Here is a 14418-nt window from a genome sequence, read left to right as displayed (position 1 = left end):
AAGACGCGACTAGTAATAGTCGCGTCTTTTTATTTGGTTATCCTTAACCGTTTTTAATGTGAAGTCATATTCCCAAACCCTTGAAGTGGTTAATTCAACACATGCTAATCTCCCTTTACTCACAACCTGAGCTCCGAGGTCAATCCCAATTCTCGCCCCATCAAACACCACGTTCGGTGCTGGCGTATGTCCGTGGACGACAGGCTTACCGTTTGTTTCTTGTAAGAGGCGATTAATTGAAGTTTGATAAAACTCTTTTCGGGGTAGCCACAAATTACTTCTATTATTAAAAGCAGTTTTATAAGGTAGTTGAAAGCCCGCATGCGCATAAACGTATTCATTATCTTCAAAAATGAGAGGTAATTTTTTCACCCAATGAATCGCTTCATCAATTCCCTGTTTGCCAAATGCTTCAATAATAGTACTCGAAGAACGTTGCCCACCAAACTGCGACCACATGGGATTTTTACCTTCAATATACCAAAGCATCATCTCTTCGTGATTACCAATCGTAACGTGCACATGGTCATACGCTTCATTTAAGCTTTTTATTTCTTTCAAAACCTCGCCGCTATAAGGGCCACGATTGATTAAATCTCCTACTATTACGAGCTGATCTACGCTTGGATTAAACTTTACGGCTTCTAATAAGCGCATCATTTCGTAATAGCTACCGTGAATATCACTCATTGCAAATTTCCTCATGTCGCCCTCTCCTTTTTCATTTCATAAATTTATTATACTCGTAGGCTAGGCAATTTTGCACCAGGCAAAAAAGCCGCCAGTACTAGCGACTTTTCATCATGAGTGTTTATGTATTATTTTCAACCTTTACTTTTACGCTCCCGACTTTCATATCTAGTCCGTAATCAATAATAAATAAAATGACCGCTAGGGCGAATTCAGCACCAAAAGATAGCGTAATTCCTTTAACGAATGTATCCGCTGTGTAAATAGCAAACCAAGAGAACCAAATGTCGATAGTGGCAATTAAAATGAAGCGACTTAAAGTTGATGTAGCGAAGGGTTTAAATAGTGAAATGAGTGCTCTAGAAAGCAAATCTACTATGCTTCCAACAATAAGTAAGAGTAAAACAAACCATAAAAAAGCACTTGTTGTTGTATACGTAACTCCCATAAATTTAAATATGCCTAAGAGACCAAAAAAGTACACTCCAGCAATAGCAACAAGCGCTACGACAATAATTAGCATAACGAATAAAATCGCAATTATCTTGGACATCATATCTTCTTTTTTCTTTTGTTTTCTCATTCTATCTCCTTTACTGTTAGCTTTAAGTTAAATTATACCAAAAAACAACAAAAAAAGGGCTAGAAAAATCTAGCTCCTTCTTTTTTCTCACTCTTTTTTCTTCAACGCTTGCTTTAATGCATCCCCTAAACTTGAGCCAAAGTCACCGTCATCACTGTATTTATTAAGCAGTTTTCTTTCTTCTCGCTTCGTCATCTTTTTCTTTTTGTCCTCTGCTTTTTCAACAACTTGACATTGACGGCATTGGAAATACTTACCTGCTTTCCCCTCGTGAATTTCCATCTTTTTATGGCACTGTGGACAGCGACGATTGGATAGCTTCGGATCTTTAGCACGTCGATAGCTACATTCAAGGCTAGAACAAACAAGCACTCTTCCCTGCTTTGTCTTTTTCTCTTTTAAGAACGAGCCGCACTCTGGACACTTTGATCCTGTTAAGTTATGAGGCTTATACGTTTCTTCACTTGTTTTCACTTGTTGTACAAGCTTTGCTGTTTGTTTTCGAATGTTAGCTAAAAATTCTTTGGCATTTCCTTTTCCTTTTGCAATTGCTTCTAGCTCTCGTTCCCATTTTGCTGTTAAATCCGGTGATTTTAGTTCATCTGCTACAAGGGAAATGAGCTGCTTTCCTTTTGGCGTCGGATGCAGACGATTATTTTGACGATCAATGGACTCATTTTGTAACAGCTTTTCAATAATATCAGCACGAGTTGCTGGCGTTCCAAGATTATGCTTTTCCATTTGACCAAGTAAATCCGCTTCTGAGTGACGCAGAGGTGGTTCTGTTAAAGCATGCTTCATTTCAACGGCTTTAATCGATAAAGTAGCACCTTCTTGTAAATTAGGAAGCGTTGACTCTTCTAAATCACTACTAATCACTTGTTTAAATCCAAGTTTTATCACTCTTTTCCCTTGTGCTACAAGCTGCTCTCCGTTAACTTCAAGCTCTACTTTTACTACTTCAAATTCGTATGCAGGATAAAATAGTGCAATGAAGCGCTTGGCAATTAAATCGTACAGTTTACGCTCATCTGAAGATAAATCCTGTAAGAAGACAGGCTGATCTGTTACGATAATCGCATGGTGATCGCTGACTTTTTCATTGTTCACTACGCGCTTTGGGAGCTGTGCATTTTTAGCAATCAGCGGCCTCACTTCTTCTTTATAGGCACCTGATACGGCTTCTAATCGCTCTTTCATTGTTCCGACCATATCCGTTGTAAGGTAGCGAGAATCTGTTCGTGGGTAGGTTACGAGCTTGTGTTGCTCATATAATTTTTGTAACACGTTTAACGTCTTTTTCGCTGAAAATCCAAAGCGCTTGTTGGCATCTCGCTGCAGTTCATTTAAATCATACGGAAGCGGCTGCGATTCTTTCATTACTTTCTTTTTGACATGCTTAACTACCGCTTGGCCCATAAGCTTTTTACGCAGCTCTTTTGCTTTTTCTTCATTAAAAATTCGCTTTTCTTGTCCACCTTGCCACTTTGCTTCAAACCCAGGTAAAACTGCCGTTAGCATCCAATATGGTTGCGGCTTGAATGCTTGGATTTGTTGTTCTTTTTCAATAATCATAGCTAGAGTTGGCGTTTGAACTCTTCCAGCTGATAACGGCTCTTCATATTTTGTCGTTAGCGCACGCGTAACGTTGAGGCCAATTAGCCAATCCGCTTCTGAACGGCACACGGCTGATTCATACAAGCGGTCGAATTCTTTTCCTGGCTTAAGCTGTTGAAAACCTTGCTTGATTGCTTTATCTGTTTGAGAAGAAATCCATAAGCGTTTAAACGGTTTGTTCCATCTCACTTTTTCCATAATCCATCTTGCAACAAGTTCTCCTTCACGCCCTGCATCTGTTGCAATAACTAACTCTTTGATGTCGCTGCGTTTAGCCAGTTGAGAAACTGTTCGGAACTGCGGGCTTGTTTTTTTAATCACCTTTAATTTCATTTTCTCTGGCATAATCGGTAAATCTTCCATGCGCCATGTTTTATATTGATTATCATAATCTTCTGGTGTTTGTAGCTCAACTAAATGACCTAACGCCCAGGTTACTACATAATTAGGTCCTTCAATGTAGCCTTTTTTCGATTGAGTGCAGCCAAGCACACGCGCCAAATCTCGCGCAACGCTTGGCTTTTCTGCTAATACAAGTGATTTCATTTTATGTATACCTCCAATTCACTTGTTCCATTATACATGTATTGTGATTGTTTGTGTATGATTAGATAAGTTTACATAATAAATTTATAGTTAATAAAAAGTGCAGGCTAAAAACTGCCTGCACTTTCTGCTCATGTAAAGTATTCAATTTTTGCATTTGGAAAGAATTGCCCAATATAATATTCAAGCGTTTCACGCAGCTCATGCTCTTCGTCTTTTGTATACACATATTTTCCAATTCCATAGCGCCCCCACTTATAACGACGCTCTTCTTCATTCATTTGCAGCTTAGATTTTGGATAATTCTTTTCAATGACACGCTTAGCTGGTTTGGTAAATCGATGCTGAATCATTTCAAATGTAATATCATCTCGTGATTCCTGTGGAATGGAAGCATCCAGCTTTTCAAATAGCTCCCGATATCCATCTCTCCACCCCTCATGGATATAGATAGGTGCTACGATAAATCCTAGAGGATAACCGGCTTTTGCAACTTTGTTTGCCGCTTCAATCCGGTAATCTAATGGTGATGTCCCAGGTTCGAAATATTTAATTACATAATCAGCGTTCACGCTGAAACGAAAGCGTGTTTTACCGTTATGTTTTGCATCAAGTAAATGATCGACATGATGAAATTTTGTTACAAAGCGGAGTTGTCCTAAGTCGCTTTCTCCAAAATATTCAATCGCATGCTTTAACGTATGAGTTAAGTGGTCAATACCTACGATATCAGACGTACACGCAGCCTCAAATCGCGTAATTTCTGGTGCTCTTTCCTTCATGTATTGCTCAGCTCTATCTAGAATTTCTTCTACATTTACATACGTTCGAATGTATGGCTTACTTCCCATTGTTGTTTGTAAATAACAATAGTGGCAATGTCCCATACATCCTGTGGCAAAAGGAATTGCATATTCTGCTGAAGGCTTGGAAGTATCAAAATTCAGCGTTTTACGTACACCCACAACAAGCGTCGATTTTGCATTGCGATATTTTTGAAGATGATTCTCTCCAGGAATATTTCGAACCTGGTTATGAGACGTTGTTTCGCGAATTTCAATGCCCATTTTTTCAAATTTGTCTTTTAGCTCTACGCCTAATGGATATTCTAAAGCTCTTGGCTCAATATATACTAATTGCGGCACAAACGGTTTTATCACATTCATCACTTCCCTTTACTATTCACTTCATAGCATATAGTCTTTGAAGAAAAGAAAAGCATATGCCTGTTAAATGTAGGCTAAAAAAAGACGCTGTTTAATACAGCGTCTTTTTTTAGCCTTGGTATGGTTCGTAATCAAATAGTTCGTTATATGCTCGTTCTGCTTCTTCATAGCTTGTATATATTGCGTCATCATCTGATAATAAGTGATATGACTCATGTAAAAGCAGCGCAACGTCACTGTCATTTTCAGGATGCTGAACTACTTCTCCTTGCGTAATATTAGCCACGTTTGCCGTGTGAGGATTTCGATAGATTACAAAAACTTGGTCACCAACATGATATTCTTTTTTCATTATGTCACCTTCTCTATTTAGCTTTATCTCTATAGTGTCCGCACATAATGATTTTATAATGGTGCTTTTTTACACTGTCTGGCGCTCAATAAGCTGAAATGGAAGTTCCATATATTGAAGACTTTTATCAAGCACGAGTTTAAATAAATACTCCCCCATTTCAAAAAGAGGTAGCTCAATCGTTGTAATGTCTAAATAAGCTGTTAATGGATGATTATCAAATCCAATAATTGCAATATCTTTGGGAACTGATAAACCTTCTTTTTTACAGCGAGTAATAACTCCTACTGCAAGCTGATCGTTGGTCACAAGCAGCCCTGTTGGCCGATCATCCATTGCAAGCAAACGATCTACAATCATATCTCCGTCCGTAATGTATAAACAATCTGTAAATATCCACTCTTTTCTTATCGGTTCTTGCATTCTTTTCATAAAATCACCGTAAGCGTTAGCTCGCTGTTCGCTGTTTGTGCCACTCATCCTACCTACGCAGTAACCAATTTTCTGATGTCCGTTCTCATGCAGGTAAGATAGGGCTTTTTCAAAAGCCGCGTAATGATTAACATAAACGGATGATACCTTTTTAGCTGTTCCGTTTTCACATACAGCAATGGGTCCATAAGATTGGTACTCACTAAGAACATCCCAGTCATTTGCCCTAGAGCAAATAATTACGCCATCTACCTGCTTTGTTTTCAGCATATGGAGTGCATCCATCTCTTTTTGTAGATCATAAGCGGTTTGACACAAAATAAGCTGACAGTGGGCACCAAGAGCTTCTTTTGCAATGCCTTCAAGAATAACACTAAAGTAAGGATGGTTGATAAAAGGGAGGGCAACTGCAATTCGATTAGTTTTTCCTTTTGATAAATGAACTGCATTGATATTCTGCTCATAGTTCAGTGCATCTACTACGGCTTGTACACGCTCTCTCTTTTCTTCGCTTACATAGGGGTGATTGTTCAAAACTCGCGATACGGTAGAAACGGATACTCCTGCTTTCTTTGCAATATCTCGAATATTTACCATTTTTCTCTCCTTTTGCTCTTGTTCTGAAACGCGTTTCATCATTTATGCTGTTTTTATTATAACGGAAGGTGGTCATAAATGATGCTTGGATTGGTTATTTTATTTATTTTATGTGGAGTTGAACTTCTACTAGCTGCGATAGCTTTAAATCAAAAAACAGATTTATGGAAGGAGATTGAACTCGAAGATTTTTATGATTTTTATGATTTAAAAAAGCGATAGAACTTCTATCGCTTTTTCTACTTATTTATGTACAAGTTCTTCAATGATTGACTGACCTTTTGTTTTATCCGTATCTAACCATTGCCAGTCTTCATGCAGGCGAATTCTTCCATCTCGCAAAACTTCCGGTGTAGAAAAGCACGTCCCTCCGCGGATTTCATAAGCTTTGTTAACATGCTGATAGCGGAATGTAAGACAGCTCTTTTCATCTATGGTCCCCACTAACGTCCCATATAAAATGTCTCCACCTTCATATGTTGCATGAATAATTTTACCTTCCTGCTCATAGCGAAATGTCGTATGAGAAGAAACTTCACCGTTAGCCGTATTCTCTACAGAGCGAAATACTCGATTCTTAAAACAAATCATCCCTTCACCTCTTTTTCAATTTTCTAACATTTTAACCCTAAAAAAAGATGACATCAACCCTTCTTTCTGGTTAATGTCACCTAATGAAAATGATAACGTTACGCTATTTGTTTTTTAGCAGGTTGTTTACGAGTTAGCCTTGGATAATTAAAAACAATCGCTAAAATTCCAAATACCGCTGTTAAAATCGGATAAAATGCGAATGGCATTAGTTCAACTGAGGATACTTTTGCAAACTCTGATGCAATAAGCATTTGTGCTCCATATGGAACAAGTCCCTGCACGCTACATGAAAATAAATCAAGGATACTTGCTGACTTGCGATTATCGATTTCATATTCATCTGCAATCTCTTTTGCTAAAGAGCCCACCGTAATAATTGAAATTGTATTATTAGCTGTAGAAAGGTTTGTTGCGCTTACTAACCCTGCAATACTAAACTCTGCGCCTTTTCTTGTTTTAATATTACGTGTTAGCAACCCAAGCAAGAAATGGATTCCTCCATTATGCTTAATCAGTTCAACAACTCCACCAATTAAGATACTAAGAATAATGAGTTCAGCCATACCGCCTATTCCTGTTGTAATAGCTTTTGCAAACGATGCTAGCGTATAACTTCCATCTGCCAACCCAATAATCCCAGCTACAACAATACCACCTGTCAAGATTGCCAATACATTAAACCCAAGTAATGCCGCAACCAAAACGCCTATATAAGGAAGCATTTTTACAAAGCTAAAGCTTTCAACATCTATATTAGAATTATTTCCAAGCGTCATTACTAGTAAAAGAACCATTGTAATAATTGCTGCTGGTAATACGATTAGAAAATTAACTTTAAACTTATCGTTCATTTTTGTCTTTTGCGTACGAACCGCAGCAATTGTTGTATCAGAAATAATAGATAAATTATCTCCAAACATCGCACCGCCAATAACGGCTGCTACGGCTAGCGCTGCAGAAATATCCGTTTCAGCACTTACTCCAACTGCAATTGGTGCTAGCGCCGCAATGGTACCAGTCGACGTTCCCATTGCAAGTGAGATAAAAGCACCAATAACGAATAACCCAACTACAAGCAAGCTTTGTGGCAAAATAGACAAAGCCAAATTAACGGTTGAATCAACCGCTCCCATGCCGCTTGCTACTTCCGAAAAAGCACCCGCTAGAATAAAGATAAAGACCATAATCATCAAATCCGGATGTCCTGCGCCTTTAGCAAAGCGCTCTACCTTTGCGTTTAGCGTTTCTTTTCGATTCATCGCTAATGCCACAATAGCCGCTACGATGATTGCTACAAGTACAGGCAGCTTATAAAAATCACCTGTAATAATCCCTGAGCCTACAAACAAAGCCAAAAACACTCCTAGCGGAAGCAGTGCCCAGCCGTTTTCTTTTTGTTTTTCCATGTTTACACCTCTTTACATAAATAAAAGACCTCTTCATCAAGAAGAGGCCCTCTTATAATTCTTTATAAGAATACGCTCTTCTCATCTTTCAAACAAAATTGTTTGCTGGATTTGGCACCGCACTCTGTGAGTCAGTTGCCGAGACATCATCGGGCCAGTCCCTCCGTCTCTCTTGATAAGAAGTATAATATTTTTTAAATTTATTATTCAAAATTAACTCTTAACTACTGTAATATCTTTTACTTTCCTTGTCAAACACTATTGTAGAAAAACAAAAAGAAAGAAAATTCAAACTTCAGTTCGCTACGTCTCGCTTTAGGAAAAACAGCCAAGCCGTTCCTACAAAGAAAATCAGGTGAGCTATAATAATAAATAAAGAAAACGGTAGGGTCATGCCTGGGAAATAAGTTTGGCTCCCTTCCATATATTGACTAAGGTTCGTGTTAGCAAACAGTAAAATAATTCCCCACTGCACTTGAAACTCAGATAAAATTCCAGCAAGCATTTTTGCTCCTACTCCAACAACAATGCTAAGACCAACGGCTAATGCACTATTTCGGAATACCGAAGATAGCATAAATGCAAAAGCAACCATCATAAAGGTTTCAAGGTATGAAACGCCGTATGCAATCCATATCCCTTGCGCTTCTTGACCACTAAAAGATTCTCCTGAAAAGAAGATAGCTCCCCAAATGACTGAAAAGAAAAAGAAGGCAGCCAAATAGTATAAACTAATCAAAATACTAGTCAGGTATTTCGATAAAAGAATAGTTGAGCGACTCTTGGGACGAATTAACAAAAGTTTAATCGTTCCTTTTTCGAATTCAGACGCAACAATTGATCCTGCAGCAGCTACAGCAAAAAATTGGACAATAACTAAGAAGTTTGAAGTGAAAGCAACAAAGCCTGGCAGCGTTTCTGTAATTCCTGCATTCGTCGTAATAGCCCTCATTACAAGAGCCATACCAAGCGTTAAAGCAGCAAGTGCTAAAAATACGACCTTCGTGCTTTTCTTCATAAACCATTTCATGTGTTCATTTTGTATTAAATTAAGCATTGAAATCTCCTCCCGTAACAGACATAAACGATTGTTCTAACGATTCATAAATTGGGGTAATTTGGTACACTTCAATGCCTTCTTCCACTAGCAGTTTATTGATAGTAGCAGCTTCTTTCGGTTGAGCTTGTACAGAAAGCTGATTTTCTTTTATCACACAAGTATAACCTTTAGCTAAAAGCAGCTTTTCCGCTTGCTCTAACGCGCTAACTGCAAATACAATTGTTACCCTCTCTGCCGTATTACGATTAGCCAATTCTTGAACAGATAGTAATTTACCTTCTTGAATAATTCCTACGCGATCACACAAAGCTTCCACTTCTTTCAGCAAATGGCTAGCGATAAGAATGGAAATCCCTTCTTCTTTGCACAACTGCTTTAAATATGCTTTAAACTCAATCATTCCTGCTGGGTCCAAGCCGTTAGTAGGCTCATCTAACAGCAGCAATGAGGGCTTGTGCAAAATAGCTTGTGCAACACCGAGACGCTGACGCATCCCTAGTGAATACGTTTTTACGGGTTGATGAATGCTTTTTTCTAATCTTGTTAACTTTACTACTTCATCAATGCGACTTGCAGATACACCATGCATCCGTGCAAAATGCTTAAGATTTTGATAACCAGTTAAATATCCGTAAAACTCTGGATTTTCGATGATTGCCCCAATTGATTTTACAGCTTCATTAAACTGTTTGCGCAGGTCTTTATTGTTAATGATAACGTCCCCTGTTGAACTTACTAAACCTACAACTGTTCGAATAAGCGTGGTTTTACCTGAACCATTTGGGCCTAGTAGCCCAAAGATTTCTCCTTCTTGCACAGATAATGATACGTTATCTAAAATAATCTTGCTGCCAATCTTTTTCGTGACGCCATGTACCTGTAGTACCTCTCTCTCTGACATCATGTTCATCCTTTCCTCTATGTAATCCGTCTTTTATTTTTCCTTGTTTTAAGGTATTTGTCTAGATTAAAGCAAACTATTCGTTTATCTTTGTTTTTTTTGGTAAGCTATATATACATATATTTCTTTATAAAGGGGATGCCGTTATGGAATTAGTCGTTTATTTAGCAGGACAAATTCATGATAATTGGAGAGACGATATTAAAAAACAAGCTGAAGACTTAAAGCTCCCAATTACGTTTGTAGGACCGATGACCGACCATGATCGCTCGGATAATATCGGCGAAGTAATCTTAGGTAAACAAGACTCAGCTGTTTTAAAAGATGAAGCTGCTTCAGCTTTTAATAATTTGCGTACAGAAGTACTGCTTAAGAAATCCGACGTAGTCATTGCGCTTTTCGGTGAAAAATACAAGCAGTGGAATAGCGCAATGGATGCTGCTACAGCCGTTGCATTAAACAAGCCGCTTATTCTTGTTCGTCCAGAAAAGTTGCACCATCCTTTAAAAGAACTTTCAAACAAAGCACAAGTAGTTGTTGAAACACCAGACCAAGCGATTCGTGCACTAGCTTATATCTTTGAATAAGGTTGAGATATACCTACCTCAGTCAATAAAATATCCGAGCGATTGCAAATTAATTTGCAATCGCTCGGATATTTTTTATTTTTTTCAAAAACAACTTAAATAACTAGTGGAATGAAGCATAAGACATTCCACTTCTTCAGAAAGTAGAAGAAAAATTCAGAACCAGTCGCACAACAGAGCGAAATTGTTTTTCCAAACGAAAGCCGTTAGAAAAGTCATGATTTCCCTCTTAAAAGGAATCATTTCGTTATGACGTAGCCTCCTTGACGTTATTTCTTTGTTCATGTACACTTTATGTTCAATTTATTGCTATTGATATCGCTCTTGTAAAGAAAGAATGATATAATTTGATAGATATTGAATTTGGAGGATTGCTCATACATGATTACAGTTAGTAATGTAAGCCTACGTTTTGCAGACCGTAAGTTATTTGAAGATGTAAACATTAAGTTTACTCCTGGTAACTGCTACGGATTAATTGGAGCGAACGGTGCTGGAAAATCAACATTTTTGAAAATTTTATCTGGTGAACTTGAGTCACAAACTGGTGATGTACATATGGGACCAGGCGAACGCCTAGCGGTCTTAAAACAAAACCATTTCGAATACGAAGAGTACGAAGTATTAAAAACCGTTATTATGGGTCACGCTCGCTTATATGAAGTGATGCAAGAAAAAGATGCTATTTATATGAAAGCTGACTTCACTGATGAAGATGGAATGAAAGCAGCTGAGCTTGAAGGTGAATTCGCTGAACTTAACGGTTGGGAAGCTGAATCAGAAGCTGCAATTCTTTTAAAAGGTTTAGGCGTTTCCGAAGATCTTCATGATAAAAAAATGTCTGAGCTAACAGGTAGTGAAAAAGTAAAAGTGTTACTTGCTCAAGCCCTATTTGGTAAACCGGATGTTTTACTACTAGATGAGCCGACGAATAACTTAGACATTCAAGCAATTCAGTGGTTGGAAGAGTTTTTAATTAACTTTGAAAACACAGTAATCGTTGTATCCCATGATCGTCACTTCTTAAACAAAGTTTGTACACATATTGCAGATTTAGACTTTGGTAAAATTCAAGTTTACGTTGGTAACTACGACTTCTGGTATGAGTCTAGCCAACTTGCCCAAAAAATGGCATCAGATGCTAATAAGAAAAAAGAAGAAAAAATTAAAGAACTTCAAGCGTTTGTTGCTCGTTTTAGCGCCAATGCGTCAAAATCAAAACAAGCAACATCTCGTAAAAAACTACTTGATAAAATTACGTTAGACGATATCCGTCCATCTTCTCGTCGCTATCCGTACGTAAACTTTACACCAGAGCGTGAAATTGGAAATGACGTACTGCGAGTTGAAGGTTTAACAAAAACTATTGATGGTGTTAAGGTACTAGATAATGTAAGTTTTACGATGAATCGAGAAGATAAAATTGCCTTAGTTGGTCGTAACGAAATTGCAAACTCAACGCTTATGAAGATTCTAATGGGTGAAATGGAAGCAGATAGCGGTACATTTAAGTGGGGTGTAACAACATCTCAATCTTTCTTCCCGAAAGATAACTCTGAGTACTTTGAGAATAGCGATTTAAACTTAGTTGAGTGGTTACGCCAATACTCACCACAAGATGAAAGCGAAAGCTTCCTTCGTGGATTCCTAGGAAGAATGTTATTCTCTGGTGAAGAGGTATTAAAGAAAGCCAACGTATTATCCGGAGGCGAAAAGGTTCGCTGCATGCTTTCTAAAATGATGCTAAGTGGTTCAAATGTTCTTCTTTTAGACGACCCTACCAACCACTTAGACTTAGAGTCAATTACGGCATTAAACAATGGATTGATGAGCTATAAAGGTGCAATGATTTTCACATCTCATGACCATCAGTTCGTTGAAACAATTGCGAATCGCATTATCGAAATCACGCCAAACGGAGTGGTTGATAAGCAAACAACATATGACGAATACCTAGCAAATACTGAACTACAAAAACAACTAAAAGGTATGTATGCTTAATTTAAAAAGGTGACGAATGTTCGTCACCTTTTTTTATACTCGAATTCCCCGTTCCATCAGTTTTTGTTCAAGGTAAGAAATCATCATGCTTAAGGTTTTAACTCGCGCATATTGCTTATCATTACCTGCTATAACAAACCACGGTGCTTGATTCGTATTCGTGTATTTAAACATATGCTCTACAGCTTCTTCATACTCGTCCCACTTGTTTCGATTACGCCAATCTTCTTCCGTTAACTTCCAGCGTTTAAAAGGATCTGCTTCTCTTTCTTTAAAGCGCTTGAGCTGTTCATCTTTGCTAATGTGGAACCAAAACTTCGCTACAATATAGCCGTTATCTGTTAACGTACGCTCAAACTGATTGATTTCTTCGTAAGCCCTTCCCCACTCACTTGTTGAAATTAAATTTTCAACTCGCTCGACAAGTACGCGACCGTACCAAGAACGATCGAATAAAGCTATTTGTCCAGCGTGTGGCAGCCTCGTCCAAAACCGATGGAGGTAGTGATAACTGCGTTCATCATCAGTTGGTGCACTAATTGGATACACATGAAAGCCTCGGGGGTCCAACTTTTGTGTAATACGCTTAATAGCTCCCCCTTTCCCTGCCGCATCCCACCCTTCAAACGCAAATATAACAGGTACCTTTTCCATATAGATAATGTGTTCTAATCGCAATAAGCGTAGCTGCAAAGATTTTAGCTTCTTTTTATATTCTTTTTTAGATGAAATCTTTTTAGACAGATCAATATCTTCTAAATTCATACAATCACTCCTACCTACTAGTCAGTAGTATAGTATGAACGTTCTAGGATGGAATTATGTTAGTGAAACACTTTGCTAATCAGTTCATAAGAGTGTAGCTTCGCTTGGAAATCGTGAATATTAGTAATGATTAAAAACTCATCGTTATTATATTCATTTTGTAAACGCAACAACTTAGCATGAACAGTTTCTGGAGACCCTACAATCATTCGACTTCTATTTTTCTTTATTTTTTGTTGCTCATATTCAGAATACACACGCTGATTAACTTCATTGATAGAAGAAACCTTTGTATCTTTTCCTTTTTCTACTTTCAACAACCAATCATCAAGCGTTTTGGCATGTTGTTCCGCTTCCTCCTCTGTATCAGCACATACGACAAATACACAAACGTTCGTATGAGGCACTTGCTGATAGTCTGATGGAACATATGTTTGCCGATAGTGTTTCAGCGCTTCTTTTCCTCCGATTGGGGAGATAAAGTGTCCAAATGTAAAGGAAACTCCAAGTTCCCCAGCTGCTCGCGCACCTCGTTTATTAATTCCTAACTGCCACATCTCAGGCTTAGTATCACTTTTGGGATAAGCTGTTACCCCGTAATAAGGGTGATTTTCAGGAAGGTTTTGCAGCAAATGTCCCTGTAGCGCTTGAATTTGACGTGGAAATTCATTCAGACTTTTTCGTACTCCGTCTGTTAATGCTAATCTCGTTAGTGCATCGCCTCCTGGAGATCGACCTAATCCCAAGTCAATTCGCCCTGGAAACAAATTCTCTAATAACTGTACGTCTTCAGCCACTTTATATGGGCTGTATTGAGGGAGAAGCACGCCTCCAGAGCCAATTCGAATCGAACTTGTTTGAGATGCCAAATGAGTCATTAATAAAAGTGGCGAAGAACCTGCCAACCCATTTGTATTATGATGTTCAGCTACCCAAAAGCGATGATATCCTAGTCTTTCTGTCCACTTTGCTAGCTGTACCGTCTGAGCAAGCGCATCTTTTGCTGTTTGGCCGCTTGATATTGGAGACTGATCTAATACGCTTAAAATCATGATTGATATCACTTCCTTTGCTTTTATTTTAAAAGAAAGAGGCTTTCTCGTCCGTTATTTTGCTTAGTC

15 protein-coding genes and 1 riboswitch are annotated in these 14418 nt (G+C 38.2%); of the genes, 3 read left to right on the top strand and 12 right to left on the bottom strand.

Translation table 11 applies throughout. The features are described from left to right. Positions 1 to 9 precede the first annotated feature (9 nt). The 6 genes from NIZ91_09315 to NIZ91_09290 all read right to left on the bottom strand — a co-directional run bounded on the left by NIZ91_09315 (position 10) and on the right by NIZ91_09290 (position 5983). Positions 10 to 705: a metallophosphoesterase gene (locus tag NIZ91_09315; GenBank protein USY56826.1), complete on the bottom strand. Its 696-nt coding sequence runs from the start codon at positions 703 to 705 to the stop codon at positions 10 to 12. A gap of 106 nt (positions 706 to 811) precedes the next feature. Next, positions 812 to 1273, bottom strand: coding sequence for a regulatory YrvL family protein (locus tag NIZ91_09310; GenBank protein USY56825.1), 462 nt, complete (start codon positions 1271 to 1273; stop codon positions 812 to 814). A gap of 87 nt (positions 1274 to 1360) precedes the next feature. Beyond that, positions 1361 to 3436: a DNA topoisomerase 3 gene (locus tag NIZ91_09305; protein ID USY56824.1), complete on the bottom strand. Its 2076-nt coding sequence runs from the start codon at positions 3434 to 3436 to the stop codon at positions 1361 to 1363. A gap of 131 nt (positions 3437 to 3567) precedes the next feature. Then, on the bottom strand, positions 3568 to 4596 hold the full coding sequence (gene splB / locus NIZ91_09300) for a spore photoproduct lyase (protein ID USY56823.1): 1029 nt from the start codon (positions 4594 to 4596) through the stop codon (positions 3568 to 3570). Positions 4597 to 4711: 115 nt separating this feature from the next. Then, on the bottom strand, positions 4712 to 4954 hold the full coding sequence (locus tag NIZ91_09295; protein ID USY56822.1) for a transcriptional regulator: 243 nt from the start codon (positions 4952 to 4954) through the stop codon (positions 4712 to 4714). A gap of 69 nt (positions 4955 to 5023) precedes the next feature. Next, positions 5024 to 5983 (bottom strand): LacI family DNA-binding transcriptional regulator, encoded by a 960-nt coding sequence (locus NIZ91_09290; GenBank protein ID USY56821.1) that lies wholly within the window; start codon positions 5981 to 5983, stop codon positions 5024 to 5026. Between the two features lie 78 nt (positions 5984 to 6061). Here NIZ91_09290 and NIZ91_09285 point away from each other — a divergent pair, with 78 nt between their 5' ends. Then, positions 6062 to 6205, top strand: coding sequence for a hypothetical protein (locus tag NIZ91_09285; GenBank protein ID USY56820.1), 144 nt, complete (start codon positions 6062 to 6064; stop codon positions 6203 to 6205). Between the two features lie 21 nt (positions 6206 to 6226). On the opposite strand, the gene NIZ91_09280 is transcribed toward NIZ91_09285, so the two are convergent. The 4 genes from NIZ91_09280 to NIZ91_09265 form a co-directional block, all read right to left on the bottom strand. Beyond that, positions 6227 to 6574, bottom strand: coding sequence for a n-acetylglutamate synthase (locus NIZ91_09280; GenBank protein USY56819.1), 348 nt, complete (start codon positions 6572 to 6574; stop codon positions 6227 to 6229). A 98-nt stretch (positions 6575 to 6672) separates the two neighbouring features. Continuing rightward, a complete protein-coding gene (locus NIZ91_09275; protein ID USY56818.1) occupies positions 6673 to 7983 on the bottom strand; it encodes a Na+/H+ antiporter NhaC family protein in 1311 nt (436 codons plus the stop codon). Positions 7984 to 8061: 78 nt separating this feature from the next. Then, positions 8062 to 8165, bottom strand: a riboswitch (SAM riboswitch). Between the two features lie 113 nt (positions 8166 to 8278). Next, positions 8279 to 9040 (bottom strand): ABC transporter permease, encoded by a 762-nt coding sequence (locus NIZ91_09270; GenBank protein USY56817.1) that lies wholly within the window; start codon positions 9038 to 9040, stop codon positions 8279 to 8281. Beyond that, complete coding sequence (locus NIZ91_09265) at positions 9033 to 9944, bottom strand: ABC transporter ATP-binding protein (protein ID USY57134.1); 912 nt, start codon at positions 9942 to 9944, stop codon at positions 9033 to 9035. The genes NIZ91_09270 and NIZ91_09265 overlap by 8 nt, the downstream gene beginning before the upstream one ends. A gap of 146 nt (positions 9945 to 10090) precedes the next feature. On the opposite strand from NIZ91_09265, the gene NIZ91_09260 reads away from it, so the two are divergent. Both NIZ91_09260 and NIZ91_09255 read left to right on the top strand, forming a co-directional pair. Beyond that, positions 10091 to 10531 (top strand): YtoQ family protein, encoded by a 441-nt coding sequence (locus tag NIZ91_09260; protein USY56816.1) that lies wholly within the window; start codon positions 10091 to 10093, stop codon positions 10529 to 10531. Between the two features lie 381 nt (positions 10532 to 10912). Next, entirely contained in the window at positions 10913 to 12532 is a 1620-nt protein-coding gene (locus NIZ91_09255; protein ID USY56815.1) for an ATP-binding cassette domain-containing protein, read from the top strand. A gap of 33 nt (positions 12533 to 12565) precedes the next feature. On the opposite strand, the gene NIZ91_09250 is transcribed toward NIZ91_09255, so the two are convergent. Continuing rightward, positions 12566 to 13297, bottom strand: a complete 732-nt coding sequence (locus NIZ91_09250; protein ID USY56814.1) for a UDP-galactose-lipid carrier transferase — start codon at positions 13295 to 13297, stop codon at positions 12566 to 12568. Positions 13298 to 13356: 59 nt separating this feature from the next. Then, entirely contained in the window at positions 13357 to 14352 is a 996-nt protein-coding gene (locus NIZ91_09245) for an LLM class flavin-dependent oxidoreductase (protein ID USY57133.1), read from the bottom strand. Positions 14353 to 14418 lie beyond the last annotated feature (66 nt).

The organism is Bacillus sp. 1780r2a1 (genome assembly GCA_024134725.1).
Taxonomy (GTDB): Bacteria; Bacillota; Bacilli; order Bacillales; family Bacillaceae_H; genus Priestia; species Priestia aryabhattai_A.
The sequence above is the reverse complement of the archived record's forward strand: the minus strand, read 5'-3'. Positions and strand labels throughout refer to the sequence as shown.